This is a genomic window from Desulfoluna sp. CYM3A (genome assembly GCF_056829965.1).
On sequence record NZ_CP186556.1, the window covers coordinates 4,291,697 to 4,311,490 of the forward strand.

Consider the following 19,794-nt stretch of genomic DNA (forward strand, 5'->3'; position numbering starts at 1 on the left):
CGTTTACGATGATGCGCAGCCTCAAAAAGGCATCGCCTTATACTATGGGGTCCCCCTTAAACGACCCGCGTTCCGCTTACGCTCTCCAGGTCAGAACCGGGGCTTTGGCGAAGGGATTTTCTTCCAGGTAATCGGCCACCACCACGCCCCCCCCGGCCACCGAGGCATACGCCACACGCCCAGGGACGCCCGGTGTGCGGTGGTCCGCCACGTGGGTCCCGATCTGCAGCTGCATGGGACGGAAATCAAGGGCCATCACGATGGAGTCTGAATCTCCGGGGGATCCGGCAATGGCGGTTCCCCGAAGGGCCCCCATTACATAGATGTCGCCTCCGGCCACCACCTCGCCCCCGGGGTTCACGTCCCCGAGCACCAGAAGGTGACGCTCCGCGGTGACCCGCTGCCCGGATCGCACGCGCCCGGTAAGGACCTGGGTCTCCGAAGCTGAAGGGGTGGGGATAACCTCGGCTCCTTCGCTCTCCGGCGGCTCACCGTAAGGCAACACACCGGACACGGCGAACCGGTCCTGAAGCACCGGGGCAAGGCGATCCGCCCAGAGGGACGAGCCGGACCAGCTGCCGGCGTCCACCTGTACCAGGGCTCCGGCCGCGAGGTTTCTAAGCTGGCGGAAAATTCGAATCGTGGCTTTCAGGAGATGGTCTTCCGAGGCCCTGGGGTCCACGGAGAGTAGAAACCCGTCCCCGTATCCCTTTATTTTCACCGCTGTTTTCGCCGCGCCAAACAAAACCGCCACCGCATATCCTTCCTTAACATGTTGACAACGAAGCAAAAAGCCCGCAGCACACAATCACTCCATACGAGCTCAGGGCCGATCTTGAAAAACCATATTATCGGGCTTATCCCGGGGATTCTCCCGGGCGTGTTGCGATGCCATTAGCAATAATAGCTATCCAAAGTAACATGCAATCATAAAAAACCAGGGGATATCGGTCAAGGCAGATCACGTGCGGCAAGTAGAATAGAAGGGATGAAGCAAAAGAAGCTGATTTAAGAAAATCGCAAAAAGGAAAGTAACATTCCGGAATTTTGCCTATTTCTACACCACCGAGGCCGGGGAGCGCCGGCTCCCCGCCCCGGGATTTATGGACGGTAGACCCGGGGAACCCGGGAGGCAACCATGCAGGTCACTTCATAGTTGATGGTGCCGACGACCTCGGCGATCTCATCGGCGGAGACCAATGCGCCGCCCTGGCTGCCCATGATCACCACCTCGTCCCCCACGGCCACGCCGTGGACGTCGGTGACATCCACCATGGTCATGTCCATGCAGACCCGCCCCAGGACAGGGACGCGATGGCCCCGCACCAGCATGTGCCCGCGATTTGACATGAGCCTGGGGTACCCGTCTCCGTACCCGCAGGGTACCGTGGCCACCACGGTCTCCTTCTCCGCCTGCCAGGTCCCGCCGTAGCTGATGAACGCACCTTTTTTCACGCGCTTGACCTGGACGACGCTCCCCTTCACCTGCATGGCGGGCCGGACGCCCAGAGCATCCACCCGCACCTTGGCAGAGGGGTTCAGCCCGTACAGGGAGATCCCCCCCCGCACCATGTCGAACCGAGCCTCGGGCAGGGTGAAGATGCCCGCCGTGTTGGCGGCATGACGAAGCTCAAAGGTGACCCCCAGGGCCTCAAGGCATCCCAGAACCGAGGTGAAACGGGCCAGCTGATTCCGGGCTTCCACCAGGTTGGCTTCATCGGCGGTTGCAAAATGGGTAAAAATGCCCTCGGCGCGGATCCCCGGAAGGGCCACAGCCCTGGCGATGGCTTCTGCGCACGCCTCTGGAGACTCCCGGCCCGGATCCTGAACCGCGTCAAACCCCACACGGCCCATGCCGGTGTCCACCTTGATATGGCCCAGAACCTCACCGCCCAGCTCCCCTGCCACCCGGCTCAGCATGCGGGCATACCCGTCGTCCACCACAGCCTGACGCAGGCCGTAGCGTATCAAAAGGGGCACCCCCGACTCCGGGGTGACTCCCAGGATAAGGATGGGGGCTTCGATACCCGCCTCACGCAGGATCACGGCCTCGGAGACCCGGGCCACCCCCAGCCAGGACGCGCCGTTTGCAAGGGCGGTTCGGGCCACCTCTTCGGCACCGTGGCCATAGGCATTGGCCTTGACCACGGCCATGAGACGGGCTTTTCCCGCATGGGCTTTCAATATCTGTGCATTGGCGGCGATGCGGGAAAGATCGATCTCCGCAAAGATGGGTTCAGGGACGTTAGCGGTTGCTGTCAAGGGCACCTCCACAGGCGCAGATCCGGCAAGGGAACCGTAGCAGGCATGCATCGGTCCCGCCGTCGTCACGACGCCATCCTGAGCACACAGCGCCTGACCTTCTCCTCGGCAACGCATTTGAACCGCTTCAGGAGTTCGGGTGAGATCCCTTCGTAAACGTCGAAAAAGTCCGGATTCAGGGTGTGCTTGGGGTTAAACTCCTGCAGGGCGTAAAGCTCTGCGCCTTCTATCATGCCGGTGATGGTGTCCAGGACCGCCTCGTCGATGAACGGCGAGGTGCAGGTGGTGCGAAATTCGTGGGGCAAGCCCGAATGCAGAATGGCCGACACGCTCTCCTTGAGCTCCGCCTCCATGGGGCGGCGTGAGAGCAGTGGCATGTAAGCGGCGGGATCGGCCTTGATATCCATGGCCACATAGTCCAGCAGCCCCTCTTCCATCAGGGACTTGAGCATGGCCGGGCGGCTTCCGTTGGTGTCCAGCTTGACCAGGAACCCCATCTCCTTGACCTTTCGGATGAACTCAGGCAGGTCGCTGTGGAGGCAGGGTTCTCCCCCGCTCACCACCACGGCGTCCAGTCTCCCCACACGCGTCTGCAAAAAACCCAGGACCTCATCCACCTCGTAGGGCGTTTCAGGCCCGCCATCATTCACCAGGCCGGCGTTGTGGCAGTAAGGGCAGGTCAGGTTGCATCCGTAGGTAAAGACCACCGCCCCGATCTTTCCGGGGTAATCGATCAGCGAGCATTTATTCAAACCACCGATAATCATCGTTCAGGACTCTCCTTCCATCACCAGATGGCGGCCGTCTATAGGGTCCGCGCATCTGCCGCTCCAAAATAGTCGGGGCCGATCTTTCCTGCAAGGAGAAATCGGCCCCGACACACAGATCAAGGGTTCGGCAACAAGGCCGTTCCTTATGTCGACTCCCCTTTCGGACACGGGGAATACATAAAAAAACGCATAAGCCACGGCACGGGACACAGCCCCTGCCATGGCCAGGGAGTGGCCCTTTAGGCCACCTTAAAGGTTTCACGCATGCAGAATTCGCTCTGCTTGCCGTTGTTCCACTGGGATACGGGCCGAAGGTACCCCACCACGCGGGAGTAAATCTCCGTGGCGCTGCCGCACTTCTCGCAGGTCTTCACCTCCCCTGCGATGTAGCCGTGGGAGGGACAGACGCTGAAGGTCGGGGTCAGGGTGAAGAGGACGGTAGTTGCCGAGGTCTCTTCCAGGGACTTGACCGCCTCCACATCGGAGACCTCTTCCCCGAGGAACATGTGAAGCACAGTGCCGCCGGTGTACTTGGTCTGGAGCTCGTCCTGGAGGTCCAGCACCTCAAAGAGGTCGTCGCTGTAGTTCACCGGCAGGTGGGTGGAGTTGGTGTAGAAGGGGTCGTCCCCGTTCCTGAAGGCCTCTTCGTTGGCGCAGGCTGCATCCGGGTAGATCTTCTTGTCCTTCATGGCCAGGCGGTACCCGGTGCCTTCCCCGGGGGTGGCCTCCAGGTTGAAGATGTCCCCGGTCTCGTCCTGGAGCTGTTCCAGGCGACCGCGGATATGGTCCAGAATCCTCAGGGCCATCTCCTTGCCCTCGGTCTCGGCGATACCCTGGCCCATGAAGTTCACCAGGGCTTCCTGCATGCCGATGATGCCGATGGTGGAGAAATGGTTCTTCCAGTAGATCCCGAAGCGCTCCTTGATGTGGCGCAGGTAGAACTTGGAATAGGGGTAGAGGTTCTTTTCGGTGAACTCTTCCAGGATCTTGCGCTTGATCACCAGGCTCTCCTTGGCCAGGTCGATGAGCTCGTCAAGGCGTGCCATGAAGGCCTCTTCGGTCTCCACCTCTTTGCCGATGCGGGGCAGGTTGAGGGTGACCACCCCGATGGAGCCGGTGAGGGGGTTGGCGCCGAAGAGCCCGCCGCCGCGCTTGAGGAGCTCGCGGTTGTCCAGGCGCAGTCGGCAGCACATGGACCGGGCGTCGTCGGGGCTCATGTCGGAGTTGACGAAGTTGGAGAAGTAGGGAATGCCGTAGCGACCCGTCATCTTCCAGATCATGTCGAGGTTGGGGTTGTCCCAGTCGAAGTCCTCGGTGATGTTGTAGGTGGGGATGGGGAACGTAAAGACGCGGCCCTTGGCGTCCCCTTCCATCATCACCTCGGCAAAGGCGCGGTTCAGGGTATCCATCTCCTCCTGGAACTCGCCGTAGGTCTCGTCAAGGTCCTCCCCGCCGATGATGATGGGGGTGTCCTTGAGATTCTTGGGCACCACAAGGTCCATGGTGATGTTGGTAAAGGGGGTCTGGAAACCGACACGCGTGGGGATGTTGATGTTGAACACAAACTCCTGGAGCGCCTGCTTCACCTTGCCGTAGGAGAGCTTGTCCTTACGGATAAAGGGGGCCAGAAGGGTGTCGAAGTTGCTGATGGCCTGTGCCCCGGCCGCCTCGCCCTGGAGGGTGTAAAAGAAGTTCACGATCTGGCCCAGGGCGGTGCGCAGGTGCTTGGGCGGGGTGCTCTCCACCTTGCCGGCCACGCCTTTGAACCCTACGCGCAGAAGATCCTGAAGGTCCCAGCCCACGCAGTATACGGAGAGAAGGCTCAGGTCATGGATGTGCAGGTGCCCCTGGTTGTGGGCCTCGCGGATGCCTTCGGGGTAAATCTTGTTGAGCCAGTACTCGGCGGTGATGTCCGAAGAGATGTAGTTGTTCAGGCCCTGGAGAGAGTAGCTCATGTTGCTGTTCTCTTTGATCTTCCAGTCGAGCTTCTTGATGTAGTTGTCCATCAGCTCGGTGTTGGCCTTGATGGTGATGTTCCGAATCTGGGCACGCTGCTCACGGTAGAGGATGTACGCCTTGGCGGTCTTGTAAAACGGGGAATCCAGGAGCACGCGCTCCACAATGTCCTGGACCTCCTCCACGTCGGGAACCGCCCCCAGACGCAGGGTCCGGGCCATGGAGAGAAATTTCATGGTCAGCATCTTGCCTTCCCGCTCCCCGAACTCCCCTGTGGCTTTCCCCGCTTTTGCGATGGCCGCCGTAATCTTGGAAGAGTCAAATTCCACCACGCTACCGTTTCGTTTTTTGATTCGTTCGAACAAATGCCTACCCCTTCTTCATCTTTAACGTTCACAGGTTTACACAGACCGCACGGCGGAGAGCCCTCTTGCACCTTATGCCTAAAGGCCGCATCTCTCACTCGTACCGGTCAGGTCAGGGTTCCGGTTGCATAGCCGCGCTCCGACGGTTCGGAACGGCCCTGGGAACTGCAATGCACGCACGCATCCCCATGGACAGCCGCAGACTATGTAACCACCATCTCCTCTTGTATGTTGTAAAGACTGCTTACATCGAATTGTTGTGTGGAATGATGCCGACCGACAGCCCTCAAGGCAGGGATCAACTACGCCCTAATGTGAGACCGGCAACGACGTGACATGACGCCGGACGCGCCTGAGCAGAATCCTTCCTGCCGTGAGACACCGACGCCGTCATGGATTATCTTATCGGATGTTCCTCGTTCAGTGAGTTGGGGACCGGGCAATGCCCACGGAGGGCTACCCGGAATCAGCTCCGGATGGGTGCCTTGCCATGGTTGCCTCTGTTGCCCCATGTCGTCATGAAATGTTCTGATTGTTCGGGCTTCCGAGAACTCGGTTTTCAGCCTGCCGCGCCCCAGGAGAGGGCGGCATGGTAAAATCGGGTGTCAGGTGGTGACCCGGGGATGTCGCCGGTCAGGTATTGGCCCCAGCGACAGCTCAAGTTTACACAATATATAGTCAGTGTCAACCCTATTCTCCCACATGTTGTATATTCCCCCTCCGGACCACCACCAGCCATATCTTGAAAAAAATCAAGCCAGTATACACATGACCACGCATGTAAACACCCGTTGCACCCCTATTTTTTTATGTCCGCCCAGACCTGAAATCAGCACGGGATACGCCGCTCCGCAAGCCATCGAGGCCCACGGCAAAAAAAGCCGTCCCTCACCGGGCCAAAGCCGTGCTATGCTTTCCCGCATTGCCGGTGCCCGACGCCATGGCGGCCCCGGATAAAAAACGCCCCATCCAGGGCCCTAAGCCGCCCTTTCAAGGAGATTGCCATGTTCGACGACAAACGAGCCGACAAACGGCTGGTAGAAAAGACGCCCCCAGACATCAGGCGGGCCATCGGCGGGCTGTACCGGTCCCGGACGGCCACGCGGCTGCTGCTCATCATCGCCATTGTGTCGGCCATTTTCGGTGGGGTAGGCCTGGATGTCTGCCTGTCGGAACCCATGTGGGAAGCCCATATCTGGGTCCCGGCCCTGCTCATTGTCCTGGCGGTCTGGATCTTCGTCTCCATCCTCCTGCACGCCATCCGCATCAAGCTCTTCACAAAATAGGGGCCCGTGGCGCCGTCTTAACGGCACAAAAAAACTGCCCTGCGGGTGCACGGGCACCGGCAGGGCAGTTTGTCTTGTCGTATCAGGGCGGACTTAAGCGAAAGGCCCCTCCGTTCCTGCAGGCCTACACGAGCAGCAGCTCCGTGAAGTAGTGAAAAATGCGGGCGGTGGCGCCCCACACGGCCATGTTTTCCACCGGGTACTGCAACTCATCCCACCCCGGCACGCGACCGGAATAGGCCTTTTCATGGTGGGCCTTCACCACCTCTCCCAACGGAATCATGACAATACGGGCAATCTCCGAGGGGTCGAAGACCACCTCCTCCTCTTCCCCGTGCCAGATCCCGAAAAAAGCCTCGATCTCAGTGTTCTTGATGGTCTGGAAGTGGCCCAGAGAGCCCACATAATCCACCTGATCGGGCAGGATCCCCGTCTCTTCCCTCAGCTCACGGTACGCCGTGGAGAGGGGCGAGGCGTCCACCGGGTCCTGGTGTCCGCCGGGAAAGGCCACCTGGTTGGCCCAGGGGTACCCCTTGTTGTCGGCCTTCAAGATGGCCAGGATTGTGGGGTCGGTCTCAGGGGTCCGCATGAGCATAAACACGGAGGCCTTTTTCAGGTGGTCTCCGATGGAATCGGGGTGTGTCGTGGTACGAATCATCTCCCGCGCGTAATTCACATCAAAGGGGGCCGTGGTGTCCATTTAGCGTTTATACCCCTCGTTGGCCATGAACCGGAGCCGTTCCAGAAAGGTATCGGCATCCAGATATCCATTCATGAAGCTGATCTGGGCCCCGTTCTCATCGAGGAACAGGCTGTAGGGCAACCCCCTCACCCGGTACTTGCGGGCCAGCTCCTTCTCCCGGTCCGCATCCACCTGCACCGGAACGAAGTTTTCGTTCAAGTAGGCGATCACTTTTTCGGACTGAAAGGTGGTTTCGGCCATGAGGGTGCAGTACTTGCACCAGGCCGCATGGAAATTGACATATATTTTCCTGCCGCTGGAAGCGGACATGCTCACCCCTTCCGCAATGACTTCCACTGGATGCCGCCGGGGGTGGTGTCCAGGGCAAGGGCGCTCGTGTCGGTCATCAGCAGGCAGGCCAGGGCCGCCACAAACGATATCAATGCGTTGCGCATGGGTATCCTCCGGATGGGTTCTCCCACCGTGACCGGCCACCCGGGCATCGATGGATTCGGTTTATCGCCTTTGCCCCTAGCCGGGTCCCCGGACAGGACAAAAGCGCTCCTTTTACAACAGCATAACGGTCAGGGGATTGCAAGGGTATTGATATACCCGCCCAGGAGCAGAATCCCTACGGCCACAAGCAGGACGCCGGCCACTTTGTTCACATAGGGCAGCACCTTGCGCGCCTTTTTCATGAAATTCAACATGGCGTGGATAAAAACGGAAATCAGGATAAAGGGCAAGGCCAGGCCCGCCGAATAGACCGTAAGAAGTCCCATGCCCCGGGCCACCGTCTCCTGATTCCCGGCAAGGACAAGGATGGATCCCAGCATGGGGCCGATGCAGGGACTCCACCCTGCGCCGAAGGCCATGCCCACCACAAACACCCCGAAAAGGTGCAGGGGCTTGTGCTGTACCCTCAGACGCTTGTCCACCTGCAGGCTGGGAACGCGGAGCAGCCCCAGGAAGTGAAGCCCGAAAAGGATCACGAGGATCCCTCCGCCCATGCGGAGCCACTCCTTGCTGTCGTAGAGCAGGCCGCCCAGGGAGGAGACCGCCGCCCCCAAGAGCACAAACACAAGGGAAAACCCCGACACATAGGCCAGGGTGGCTAAAATCACCTGCTTTCTCACCCCCGCCCCTCCGGCATGGAGTTCCTCCAGAGAAAAGCCAGTTATAAAGGTAAAGTAAGCGGGAACCAGCGGCAGCACGCACGGGGAAAAAAACGAAAGCAGGCCCGCAGCAAAGGCTGCGCCCCACGAAACCGTCAGAAAACCAGTCATATAGTTCAAACTCCAATGGGACAAAGGGGGGTGGATACAAGGCCAGTTCTCTCAGAAAAATCTGTGTACCCGGTCAATGAACGGGCAAATTATATGGAAGTTACCGAGGAAAGGCAAACAAAAGATCCGGTCCGTATTTCCTTACCAAACAGCAATTTACCCCGACCGCCCCGTATATTTCCCGCATATTCCCGCCCCTGTTCACCCATCTTACCGAAGTCATTTGAAATCATCGCTGCTGCAAAAAAAAGGGTAAGTAATCTTCCCTTCCTGCCGATAAGTACGATTAAGCGAATGAATAACACGTCCAACGGACAAGGCATCCAAATGCACCTGACCGGCTGAGCTGGAGGTATATGCAATGATTTTTGAAGACGACGACACCCTAAGAATGTACGTGGAAGAGTCCGGCAGGACCTTCCCACAGTTGAAAGCGACCTCCTGGCCATTGAGGAGGCGGGACTTGAAAACGGCGAAGAGTTGATCAACAACGTATTCCGTGCAGCCCACTCCATTAAAGGAGGCGCTGGGTTCATGGGCCTCACCACGGTCAAGGAGCTCTCCCACAACCTGGAGAACGCCCTGAACATGATGCGCAACGGTGAGCTGGACCCGGCCCCTGCGGTCATCAGCACCCTGCTCACCGCCTTCGACAAACTCACGGACCTGGTCAACAACATCGAGACGAGCAACGAAGCGGACATCACCACCTTTGTCGATGCCCTCGTCGCCATCGACAGCCTTCCCGAGGCTCCCGCTGAGCCCCAGGCACAGGCCCCTGCCCCCTTCGTGACCGAAGACGACGAAGACCCTCTGGCCGCCTTTGAGGTGGACAGAGAGGAGCTGGACAAATTTCTCCGGCAGGGCAAATACGTCTACCGACTCACCTACGACCTGAACCGGGATATCGCCGATCAGGGCAAGGTGGTCAACGAGGTCCTGAACACCCTGGGCAACAGCGGCATGATCCTGGGCTCCACCGACCCCACGGTTCCCGCCGACGCCAAGGGAGACCGCCCCTTCCTCGTCCTCTTCGCCTCCATCATCGAACCGGACATCGCGCCCCTGCTGGCCGAGCTTGACGAATCCGCCGTGGAGGACATCACCCCGCTCCTGGGCGGGGGCGAAGCCGCCATGGACCAGATCATCGAGGACGCCGAGTCCGCAGCGACACCGGCAGCCCCCAGCGCCCCCGAACCGGACGAGCCGTCGCAACCCGTGGCCACACCCGCGCCCCAGCCGTTTCCCCAGGCCGTTGCCACCCCCGCCAGGGTGGACGAGCACGAAGCCAAGCCCATGGAGATGGAGCCCCGAAGCAAGGGCCAGACCTCCATCCGGGTCAACCTGGAACTCCTCGACACCCTCATGACCCTGGCAGGGGAGCTGGTCCTCAGCCGCAACCAGCTCATGCAGGGCATCACCGGAAGCAACACACGGGCCGTGGAGACATCCGGGCAGCGCATCGACATGATCACCTCCGAGCTTCAGGAGGCCATCATGCGCACCCGCATGCAGCCCATCTCCAACGTCTTCAACAAATTCACCCGCGTGGTCAGGGACCTTGCCGGCACCTTGAACAAAAAGGTGGACCTCTTCATCGAGGGCAAGGACGTGGAGCTCGACAAGACCATCATCGAGTCCATCAACGACCCCCTCACCCACCTGGTGAGAAACTCCGTTGACCACGGCATCGAATCCCCGGAAGACCGTGCCCGCCTGGGTAAAAATCCCACGGGACGCATCTTCCTCAAGGCCTTCCACGAAGCAGGCCAGGTCAACATAGAGATCAGTGACGACGGCGGCGGCATCGACGGAGACGCCATTGCCGCGGCAGCCATTCGCAAGGGCCTGCTCAGCGAATCCGACGTGGCCGTCATGGGCACCAAAGAGAAGGTGGGCCTCATCTTCCTCCCGGGTTTTTCCACCGCACGCCAGGTAACGGACGTCTCCGGCCGCGGCGTGGGCATGGACGTGGTCAAGACCAACCTGGACAAGCTCGGCGGGATCATCGACATCCACTCCAAGCCCGGGAAAGGGACCACCATCCTCATCAAACTGCCCCTGACCCTGGCCATCATCCCCAGCCAGATCGTCTCCGTGGAGAACGAACGCTACGCCATCCCCCAGGTGAACCTGGACGAGCTCCTGCGTATCCCCGCGGCCCAGGTGAAGGACCGCATCGAAAAGGTTGGCAACGCCGACGTGGTGAGACTCCGCGGGGCCCTGCTGCCCTTGCTGCGCCTCACCGACCTGCTGGACATCGCCCCCACCTTCGTCCACCCGGAAGACGGCAAGGTCTACCCGGACAAACGCCGCAACCTGGCCGACCGCCGCCAGAACGAGGACGACCTCCCCGAAGAGATCCGCGACATGCGAAGCGGCGAGGACCGGCGCTACCGAAGCGACAGCGCCATCAACATCGCCGTGGTCTCCGCCGGCAACTTCAAGTACGGCCTGGTGGTGGACGAGCTGCGGGACTCAGAAGAGATCGTGGTCAAGCCCCTGGGCCGCCACCTGAGCAAATGCGACGGCTACGCCGGAGCCACCATCATGGGCGACGGCCGTGTGGCCCTCATCCTGGACGTGGCCTCCCTGGCCAAGATGGGTTCCCTCAACGAGACCTCATCCAAGACCATCAGCGCCGCCGAAGAGGCTTCGGCCAACGAACGCAACAACGCGGGCAGCGACCGTACGGCCCTGCTCACCTTCAAAGGGGGCGAGGCCGAACACTTCGCAGCCCCCCTCAACCTGGTGGAACGCATTGAGCGCATAAAATCCGAAGAGATCGAAGAGGTGGGCGGACGCCGGGTGATCCAGTACCGCGGCGGCACCCTGCCCCTGAACGAGGTCTCCGAAGTGGCCAACGTGGCCCCTGTGCCGGAGAGCGATCAGTACGAAGTGGTGGTCTTCCGCGTGGGAGGCCGGGAGACGGGCCTTCTCGTCACGCCCCCGGTGGACGCCGTGGAAGTGGACCTCAACGTGGACGCCTCCACCCTCAAGCAGGAGGGGATCATGGGCTCCCTCATCGTGGGGGACCACACCACCCTCATGGTGGACATCTTCGAGCTGGTGCGCACGGTCAACCCCACCTGGTTTGAGGAGAACCGCCCCACCGGCCCGGACACCACGGCCACAGGCGGCGAAATCCGCGTCCTCTTTGCCGAAGACTCCGCCTTCTTCCGCAATCAGGTCTCCGACTTCCTGAACGACGAAGGGTTCATCGTCACCACCGCCGAAGACGGGGCCGAGGCCTGGGACTACCTCAACAAAGGGGTGGACGACTTCACCGTCATCCTGACCGACCTGGAAATGCCCAACATGGACGGCTTTGAACTCACCAAAAAGATCAAAGCCTCGGAAACCTTCGGGCACCTGCCCGTGGTGGCCCTCACCTCCCTTGCCAGCGAGCGGGACATCCAGAAAGGCAAGGAGGCCGGCATCGACAGCTACCAGATCAAGCTGGACCGGGAAAAGCTCATCGATGTGGTTCGGGAATACTCCCTGTAGCCGTGCAACCCCATCAGCGTTAGGAGAGACACCATGAATGAACAGGCTAAAAAAAACGGAAACTCGTCCATGCTGGAACTGGCCACCTTCTCCGTAGGGGAGGCCCAATGCGGCATCGACATCCTCAAGATACAACTATAAACAAGCAGACCGAGGTCACCGGTGTGCCCCAGTCCCCCGATTACGTGGTGGGGGTCCTCAACCTGCGCGGGCGCATCGTCACGGTCATCGACCTCGGCCTCAAGACGGGGCTCTCCCCCATCACCCGGGACAAGGACAACCGCAACATCATCGTGGACTCCATGGGTGAGCACATCGGCCTGCTGGTGGACCGCATCAGCGACGTCATGAGCGCCGACCCCAGCCACGTGGAACCTCCCCCCGCCAACCTGGGCGGTATCGAAGGAAGCTACTTCGAAGGGGTGGTCAAGACCGAAGCAGGCCTCATCGGTGTCCTGGACATCGAACGGGTCCTCACCGAAGGGTAAGCACAGCCCCCGAGCGCCGGATGTAATAAAGCTAACCCCGATTCCCATTCGGTGATAGGTCACCATCGCCGGAGTCGTGTGGACCCTTCGGCAGAAAAGCGGACAAGGGACCTCCTGCGGGAGGTCCCCGTGCCTCCGCACTGCGGTCGTCGCAGCCCGGACCCCATTTGGGTGTGCATCCCGGCATGTGCCAGCCTGCCGGTACCCCGTGAATCCGTTGGTGCCCGAGCCCTTAACCCCTTCTTTTGTTTCCTGGAGGAATCGCCATGGATCCCATCAGAGTACTGGTGGTTGACGATACCATTCTCTATCGTAAAGTTGTCGGAGACGTCATTGCGTCCATCCCGGGTGCCGAAGTATGCGGCACCGCGGCCAACGGGCGATTTGCCCTGACCAAGATCAAGACCTTCAAGCCCGACCTCATCACCCTGGACATCGAGATGCCGGAGATGAACGGCCTGGAGCTCCTGCAAGAGCTGAAAAAAACGGGCATAAAGCTGCCCCGCATCATCATGCTCTCCACCCTCACCACCACCGGCGGGGACATGACCATCCGCGCCCTGGAGCTGGGGGCTTTTGACTTCATCACCAAGCCCCAGTCCGGAACCGCCGCGGAAAACGTCGAAAAAATCCGCACCCAGCTCACACCGGCGGTCACCGCGCTCATCCAGGAGAAGAAATTCCGATCGCGCCTGGACAACGCCCGGGCCACCCTGGCCCGCACCGCCGTCCCGCGGGAGGCACGGCCCAAACCGGCCGCAACCCCGGCCACCCCGCCCCCAAGGCGCATCACCCGCACGGTGAGCCGCCCCTCCGAGGTGGTGGCCATCGGCATCTCCACCGGCGGTCCCAACGCCCTTGCTGCCATGCTGCCCAAGCTTCCGGCCGATATCGGTGTGCCCATCCTCATTGTGCAGCACATGCCCCCGGTCTTTACCAAGTCCCTTGCGGGCAGCCTCAACACCAAATGCGCCATTGAGGTCAAGGAGGCCGAAGACGGTGACCTCCTGAAACCGGGGCTTGCCCTCATCGCCCCGGGAGGCAAACAGATGCGCGTGGAGGCCCACCGGGACGGGACCCATCGCATGGTCCGCATCACCAATGATCCCCCGGAAAACAGCTGCCGCCCCTCGGCCGACTACCTGTTCCGCTCCGTGGCAGACCACTACGTGGGACGGGCCACCGGCATCATCATGACCGGCATGGGCCAGGACGGGTTCAAGGGATTGCAGAGAATGCACGAAAACGGCGCCGTCATCCTGGCCCAGGATGAGGCCAGCTGCACGGTGTACGGGATGCCCAAGGCACCCACAGAGGCCGGGATCACGGACAAGGTGGTCCCCCTCCCGGACATGGCCCGCGCCTTGATGGGCACGCTCAAATAATGCCTTTCACCCATTTGACCGAGCTCCGGCGCCGGAGGCGACACCACGGCGCACAGGGTAGGTGTTTCCACCGCCCCGTAAGGGCTCTGAAACGGCAACCACATCGCAACAACAAGCAGGTCCGATGAACAGACTGAAGGTCACCGAAAGCGAATTTCAAGCGCTCTCAAAATACATTTATGGGATCTCGGGGATTACCCTGGCCGCAGGCAAGGAGTACCTCATCGAAACCCGGCTGGGCCAGCTTGCCGCGGAATACAGCTGCCGCTCCTACCAGGAGCTGCTCACCCGTTCCCGCACCGAAGCGTCCCGGACCCTCGAAAAAAAGATCATCGACGCCATCTCCACCAACGAGACCTATTTTTTCAGGGACAACGCCCCCTTCAACCTGCTTCAGCACCGCCTGATCCCGGACCTCATCGACCGCAAGAGCAAAAAAGGGGGCCGGGTCACCATCCGCATCTGGAGCAGCGCCAGCTCCACGGGCCAGGAGATCTACAGCACGGCCATGGTCCTCAGGGAGCTGGGCCTGCCCAAACCGGGTATCGACCTGCAGCTTCTGGCCACGGACATCTCCGATGCGGCCATCGCCAGGGCCAGCTACGGCCTCTACAGCCAGTTTGAGGTCACCCGCGGCCTCTCACCGGCCCGCCTCGGCAAATACTTTACCCCCAAGGGGGACGGCTACCGTATCAACGACGACATCCGCAGCATGGTCTCCTTTCGCAAGCAGAACCTGCTCGGCCCCCTGACCGGACTCGGCAAATTCGACATCATCCTCTGCCGCAACGTGGCCATCTACTTCACCCGTGAAGACCGGCTGCGGCTCTTCGACAACCTCTCGCGCCAGCTCGAGCCCGACGGCTGCCTCCTACTGTATTGAACCCGATCCCTTGCCCAGGAGGAGTCGCCCTTTGTCCCCATGCGTTACCTGAACTCCACGTTTTATCAATTGCCGGACGCCTCCCCTTCGGCGGCGCCCCGCATGACCCCATCGAGGGCCGTCCATGGATAAACAAGAACGCCAGTACATCGAAGAGCTGAATCACTGCATCGACTTTAACGACGCAGTCAAGGGCTGCGCGCTGATGCCCTTTTTCACCACCATCTCCGAAGCCATGAAGCACACCACCCTCAAAAAGCTCTTCCTGAGCTGCGAGTCGCCGGGGCTGCCCATCCTCAAGTTCCTCACCAACGACTTGAGGAAAAAGGGCAACCGCATGGAGGTGGAGTGGATCATCGGCCAGTTCCTGGCCGGCAACACCTTCGGCCCCATGGACGAGAACCGCCTCTCCTTCTGGGCCGACGCCATGGTGGAGCTGGACCTGCCCCAGGCCCTGCCCCGCCTTTTGGACCTGGTGGCCACCAGCCGTTCACCCCTGGTCCTCACCGCCGCCCTGCGAGCGAGCCTCGGCCTGTCCGGAGAGGACGGCCCCATGCTCATCAAGCGCCTCTGCGAAGAGAACCGGGAACAGGGGCAGCGCATCGCCGAGACCCTTCCCCTCACGGGCAAGCCCGGTTTTTTTGCCGTGGCCGCCCTGCTGGGCTCCACAGAACACACCCTGCGCAACCTGGCCATCGACATCTTTGCCGCCGCAGGCAGCGAAGGGGTCTGCGCCCTGTCCGCCCAGCTCAAAAGCGACAACACCGACCTGGTGATCCATGCGGTCAACGCCCTGGGCCGCTGCGGGGCCCCCGAGGCCCTGCCGCCCCTGCTGGGCCTGCTGGCCTCCCTGCCCCGGGACCCCAACATCCGCTACGCCGTCTACGAGGCAGCTGGACGCCTCCCCTCCCCCAGATGGGCCCTCCACCTGGCCCGCGGGCTGGCCGACGACTCCGAGGCCGTGCGCATGTCCGCGGCACGCGCCGTGGACCGCAACATCTCCACCCCCCTGATCAAGGGCATCACCAACATCGTCTCCTTCGGGGACGACATCGCCGCCAAGGTGGTGGGGGCCCTCATCGACTCCCAGTCGGACAACACCCTGCGCTTTCTCCTGACCATCGACGGGTTCGAGGGGCTCACCGAGACCCACCTCATCCGCCACGCCCACCCGGACGTGCGGGCCCACTGCGTGGCCTTTTTGTCCAAAAAACGATTCAAGGCCCTTGCCGACCGGGTCAAAAAAGCCACGGCGGACACCGGCGTAAGCCGCCCCCTCATCGCCTGCGTGGACGACTCCAAGATGATGCTCATGCTCTACATGAAAAAACTCAACGGCCTGGGCTATGAAGTCGCCACCTTCGAGAACCCGGAGACCGCCGCCCGGGAGATCCCGGCCCTGGCTCCCCGCCTGGTGGTCACGGACCTCAACATGCCCGAGATGGACGGGTTCACCCTGGCCTCCCAGCTGCGCAGGCATGCCGACAGCTCGCGCCTGCCCATTCTCATGGTCACCACCCAGAGCGACGCGGCACCCCCTGCCGGGGACGGGGCCAGCCCCGTGGACGCCATCCTCATGAAGCCCTTTACAGACGAAGGCCTTGCCGAGATGGTCAGCCGCCTCATCGCCGTCAAGGAAGCCGTTGATTTTTAATGTGCCCCAACGTAGTATGACCCCATGAATCGACGCTTTGCACTGACTGTCATCGCCGTTGTTGTCATCGGCACCGCGGCCGGCCTCATGGCCGGCCTTTTTTTCGGGACCACCAGGGACCTGCCCCAGATCGAGGCCTTAAAGTCCTTCAAGCCCTCGTCGGTGAGCCGTGTCTACTCCAGGGAAGGGGTCCTCCTGGCCGAATTCTACGCGGAAAAACGGGACCCGGTACCCCTTGCCATTGTCCCCACCCACCTGCAAAACGCCATCATCAACACCGAAGACAGAAACTTCTACGACCACAACGGAGTGGACTTAAAAGGCATCGCCCGGGCCATCGTCAAGGACATCATCGCCCGGAACTTCGTGGAGGGGGCCAGCACCATCACCCAACAGCTGGCCAAGACCCTTTTCCTCACCCGGGAAAAAAGTATCGACAGAAAGCTCAAGGAGGCGATGCTCGCCTTTCAGCTGGAACGCCGCTACACCAAAAAAGAGATCCTGGAGCTCTACCTCAACCAGATCTACTTCGGCAGTGGGGCGCTGGCGGAAAGCTGTCCGCCGCCAACATCTACTTCGATAAAGGGGTCTCCGAACTCACCCTGGCTGAGTGCGCCTTGCTGGCAGGGCTTCCCAAGTCCCCCTCCCGGTACTCGCCCCTGGTGAGCCCTGAAAAAGCCATCAAACGTCGCAACCTCGTGCTCAAACTCCTCCACGACCGCCACCGCATCACCACACCGGCCTACAACGCAGCCCTGGCCGAACCCCTGGCACTGGCCGGCAAGCGCGGACGCGGAAGGGTCCTCGAAGCCCCTTACTTCATCGACTACCTCAAAGGCGAGCTGGCAGGCATCGTGGGGCTCGACCGCCTCTACCGGGACGGCCTCACCATCCGCACCACCCTGGACCTCTCCCTCCAGAGGGCAGGGGAAGCCTCCATGGCCAAAAACATGGCCCGCCTTGAGGCCCGCATGAAGAAACACCGCATCAAAAACCCGGCGCCCCAGTGTGCTTTTGTTGCCATGGACGTTCAATCCGGCGGCATCCTGGCCATGGCCGGGGGCCGGGAGTTCAAAAAAAGCCACTTCAACCGGGCCACCCAGGCCAAGCGCCAACCCGGCTCCTCTTTTAAGGCCTTTATCTACGGCCTGGCCGTGGAAAAGGGCATCGATCAGAATCGACTCATCCTGGATTCTCCGGTCTCCTTTTCCATGGGGCGGGGGAAAAAGCCGTGGCAGCCCAAGAACTTCTCCAAAACATACAGCGGTGAGATCACCCTGAGAAAGGCCCTGGCCCTCTCCAAAAATATCCCGGCCGTCCGTTTGGCCGACTCCCTGGGCGTGGCCAATGTGGCCGCCTTTGCCCGCCGCCTGGGCATCACCTCGCCCTTGGCCAACAACCTTTCCCTGGCCCTGGGCACCTCGGAGACCACCCTCATGGATCTCACCCGGGCCTATGCGGTCTTTGCAAACCAGGGCATCAAATCCGAGCCCATGGCCATCACCCGCATCGAAAACCGGGACGGACGGGTCATCTGGGAAGGCCGCCCCAGCCATGCCGTGGCCATCTCCCGGGAAGACGCCGCCGTGGTCACGGACATGCTCTCCGCCGTGGTCACCGAAGGCACCGGCAAACGCGCCCTGCGCGTGGGCAAACCCCTGGCCGGCAAAACCGGCACCACCGACAACTACCGGGACGCCCTCTTTCTGGGCTTCTCCCCCTACGTCGCCGCAGGGGTCTGGGTGGGCAACGACAACTACACCACCCTGGGCCGCATCGAAACCGGCGCCCGGGCCGCCCTGCCCATCTGGACCGATCTCATGGAGACCGCCTGGAAAAACAGCCCCCCCGCCCGCTTCGACCGCCCCGACGGCGTCACCCTCCGCCACATGGACCCCAACACAGGCCGCATCGCCTCGGAACCTGCCAAAGGCAACGTCCCCGCCCTGTTCAAAACCCATTAGAAACAAGCCTCTGCCTTGCCGGTGCGGAGCATAGCGGCATAATGGGTAAAACATACAGGGTGAAGCGACTTCAATCGTGGAGGCAGAGCCTCCCTGAGTCATTCCCAGGCGGGGCCTGGGAACAAAAGAGCCCCTGATGCAATGTATTGTTTCTTTCCCTTGTATTGAGCACTGACGACGCCCAATAGAGAATGCAATGAGCCTGAAAAGCAAAGCCCCATGAGGACATAGATTGAATGGATATACCGATTTGTATCTGCCGGTTAACCGGAAGGGATGGTAGAGGAGTCCGTATTTCGGACATGGGGAATGAAAGAATGGAGAAGAATGGAAAAAAGATACGGCGGTTGTTGCTGCGTCACAGGCCCCTGACGTGATCCACAACCCACGCCCAGCCGCCACCTAATAGCCTATGACCTGTCTTACCTATAACCTGTCTTGCCTATGACCTGCCTTACCTATGAGCTGCCTTGCCTATGACCTGCCTTGCCTATGACCTGTCTTACCTATAACCTGCTTTACCTGCAAATCTTACACAACGGGTTGTCCTGCTCACACCCGTACATGGACATGCGCTCACCCGATTCAATGTAGTGCTCGCGAAGCGCCCTCTCAATAACCACCTTGTCCCGGGTTCTCAGCGCGTCCACAATGGATTTGTGGCGAAGCCAGACCGTACGGGGTGAGAAGAGATTACGCCAGTACCTGAAGAGGAGAAACTTGGAGAGGCCGTGGCAGTATCGCCGGGAGAGTTCCACCAGAAGGGTGTTGTCCGTTTTGGAGAAGAGGACTTCGTGAAACCGGTCGTCCAGGGCAGGCATGTAATCGGCGGCCGTCTCCATGGAGGCCACCACCTCCATACGGTCCACAATGGCCTGGAGGGTGTCGAAATCTTTTTCGGTAAACTCATCGATGGAGGCGGCAACGGCAGCGCCTTCCAGAACCCCGCCCGTAAAGTAGCTCTCTTTGATCTGCTTTTTGGTCAGGCAGTTGATAAACTTGCCCTTCTGGGGAACAGAGACGATAAGCCCGTCGCGGGTCAGCATCTGAAGCGCCTCCCGCACCGGTGCCCGGCTGATGGAAAGGCTGGCGGCTACGTGCACCTCGTTGACCTTGTCACCGGGGTTCAGGGACCCTTCCAGAATCGATCGCTTGATGTACTCGGTTACCTGCTCACTGTACGTTTTGATTTCCGCCATGGTGCATCTATATTCCGTTACGGGCTCCGGGCTCCCTGGTCAGGAGAACCACCGGTGTTGGGTTATTGATTCGTTTGCACTCATTTTATGCAACATATTCTCCGTGA

17 protein-coding genes are annotated in these 19,794 nt (G+C 60.8%); 8 read left to right on the forward strand and 9 right to left on the reverse strand.

Annotation, left to right across the window (positions count from 1 at the left end):
* Positions 1-76: 76 nt before the first annotated feature.
* From ACOYW1_RS21770 to ACOYW1_RS21785, 4 genes are all read right to left on the reverse strand, one after another.
* Positions 77-754: a septum site-determining protein MinC gene (locus tag ACOYW1_RS21770; RefSeq protein ID WP_482419711.1), complete on the reverse strand. Its 678-nt coding sequence runs from the start codon at positions 752-754 to the stop codon at positions 77-79.
* 347 nt (positions 755-1,101) lie between these two features.
* The gene (alr, locus tag ACOYW1_RS21775; protein ID WP_482419712.1) at positions 1,102-2,262 is read right to left on the reverse strand and encodes an alanine racemase; all 1,161 of its coding nucleotides are present in this window, start codon (positions 2,260-2,262) and stop codon (positions 1,102-1,104) included.
* Between the two features lie 65 nt (positions 2,263-2,327).
* Positions 2,328-3,029, reverse strand: a complete 702-nt coding sequence (locus ACOYW1_RS21780; RefSeq protein ID WP_482419713.1) for an anaerobic ribonucleoside-triphosphate reductase activating protein — start codon at positions 3,027-3,029, stop codon at positions 2,328-2,330.
* A 242-nt stretch (positions 3,030-3,271) separates the two neighbouring features.
* Positions 3,272-5,353, reverse strand: coding sequence for a ribonucleoside triphosphate reductase (locus ACOYW1_RS21785; protein WP_482419714.1), 2,082 nt, complete (start codon positions 5,351-5,353; stop codon positions 3,272-3,274).
* Positions 5,354-6,357: 1,004 nt separating this feature from the next.
* On the opposite strand from ACOYW1_RS21785, the gene ACOYW1_RS21790 reads away from it, so the two are divergent.
* Positions 6,358-6,639, forward strand: a complete 282-nt coding sequence (locus ACOYW1_RS21790) for a hypothetical protein (protein WP_180139492.1) — start codon at positions 6,358-6,360, stop codon at positions 6,637-6,639.
* 124 nt (positions 6,640-6,763) lie between these two features.
* On the opposite strand, the gene ACOYW1_RS21795 is transcribed toward ACOYW1_RS21790, so the two are convergent.
* The 4 genes from ACOYW1_RS21795 to ACOYW1_RS21810 all read right to left on the reverse strand — a co-directional run bounded on the left by ACOYW1_RS21795 (position 6,764) and on the right by ACOYW1_RS21810 (position 8,607).
* Positions 6,764-7,339 (reverse strand): NUDIX hydrolase, encoded by a 576-nt coding sequence (locus tag ACOYW1_RS21795; protein ID WP_482417769.1) that lies wholly within the window; start codon positions 7,337-7,339, stop codon positions 6,764-6,766.
* Positions 7,340-7,678 carry a thioredoxin family protein gene (locus tag ACOYW1_RS21800; RefSeq protein ID WP_482419715.1) on the reverse strand — a complete coding sequence of 113 codons (339 nt, stop codon included), beginning with the start codon at positions 7,676-7,678 and terminating at the stop codon, positions 7,340-7,342.
* A complete protein-coding gene (locus tag ACOYW1_RS21805) occupies positions 7,654-7,776 on the reverse strand; it encodes a hypothetical protein (RefSeq protein ID WP_482419716.1) in 123 nt (40 codons plus the stop codon). The genes ACOYW1_RS21800 and ACOYW1_RS21805 overlap by 25 nt, the downstream gene beginning before the upstream one ends.
* A gap of 129 nt (positions 7,777-7,905) precedes the next feature.
* The gene (locus tag ACOYW1_RS21810; RefSeq protein ID WP_482419717.1) at positions 7,906-8,607 is read right to left on the reverse strand and encodes a cytochrome c biogenesis CcdA family protein; all 702 of its coding nucleotides are present in this window, start codon (positions 8,605-8,607) and stop codon (positions 7,906-7,908) included.
* Between the two features lie 480 nt (positions 8,608-9,087).
* Between ACOYW1_RS21810 and ACOYW1_RS21815 the strand changes: the two genes are divergently transcribed.
* From ACOYW1_RS21815 to ACOYW1_RS21845, 7 genes are all read left to right on the forward strand, one after another.
* Positions 9,088-12,114: a hybrid sensor histidine kinase/response regulator gene (locus tag ACOYW1_RS21815; protein ID WP_482419718.1), complete on the forward strand. Its 3,027-nt coding sequence runs from the start codon at positions 9,088-9,090 to the stop codon at positions 12,112-12,114.
* A gap of 164 nt (positions 12,115-12,278) precedes the next feature.
* A complete protein-coding gene (locus tag ACOYW1_RS21820; RefSeq protein WP_482419719.1) occupies positions 12,279-12,602 on the forward strand; it encodes a chemotaxis protein CheW in 324 nt (107 codons plus the stop codon).
* 266 nt (positions 12,603-12,868) lie between these two features.
* The gene (locus ACOYW1_RS21825; RefSeq protein ID WP_482419720.1) at positions 12,869-13,987 is read left to right on the forward strand and encodes a protein-glutamate methylesterase/protein-glutamine glutaminase; all 1,119 of its coding nucleotides are present in this window, start codon (positions 12,869-12,871) and stop codon (positions 13,985-13,987) included.
* A gap of 124 nt (positions 13,988-14,111) precedes the next feature.
* Positions 14,112-14,870, forward strand: coding sequence for a CheR family methyltransferase (locus ACOYW1_RS21830; RefSeq protein ID WP_482419721.1), 759 nt, complete (start codon positions 14,112-14,114; stop codon positions 14,868-14,870).
* 124 nt (positions 14,871-14,994) lie between these two features.
* Positions 14,995-16,524, forward strand: a complete 1,530-nt coding sequence (locus ACOYW1_RS21835) for a response regulator (RefSeq protein ID WP_482419722.1) — start codon at positions 14,995-14,997, stop codon at positions 16,522-16,524.
* A 24-nt stretch (positions 16,525-16,548) separates the two neighbouring features.
* Positions 16,549-17,190, forward strand: a complete 642-nt coding sequence (locus tag ACOYW1_RS21840) for a transglycosylase domain-containing protein (protein WP_482419723.1) — start codon at positions 16,549-16,551, stop codon at positions 17,188-17,190.
* Entirely contained in the window at positions 17,127-18,488 is a 1,362-nt protein-coding gene (locus tag ACOYW1_RS21845; RefSeq protein WP_482423793.1) for a penicillin-binding transpeptidase domain-containing protein, read from the forward strand. Before ACOYW1_RS21840 ends, ACOYW1_RS21845 begins: the two co-directional genes overlap by 64 nt.
* A 518-nt stretch (positions 18,489-19,006) precedes the next feature.
* On the opposite strand, the gene ACOYW1_RS21850 is transcribed toward ACOYW1_RS21845, so the two are convergent.
* Positions 19,007-19,687 carry a GntR family transcriptional regulator gene (locus ACOYW1_RS21850; protein WP_482419724.1) on the reverse strand — a complete coding sequence of 227 codons (681 nt, stop codon included), beginning with the start codon at positions 19,685-19,687 and terminating at the stop codon, positions 19,007-19,009.
* Positions 19,688-19,794: the final 107 nt, after the last annotated feature.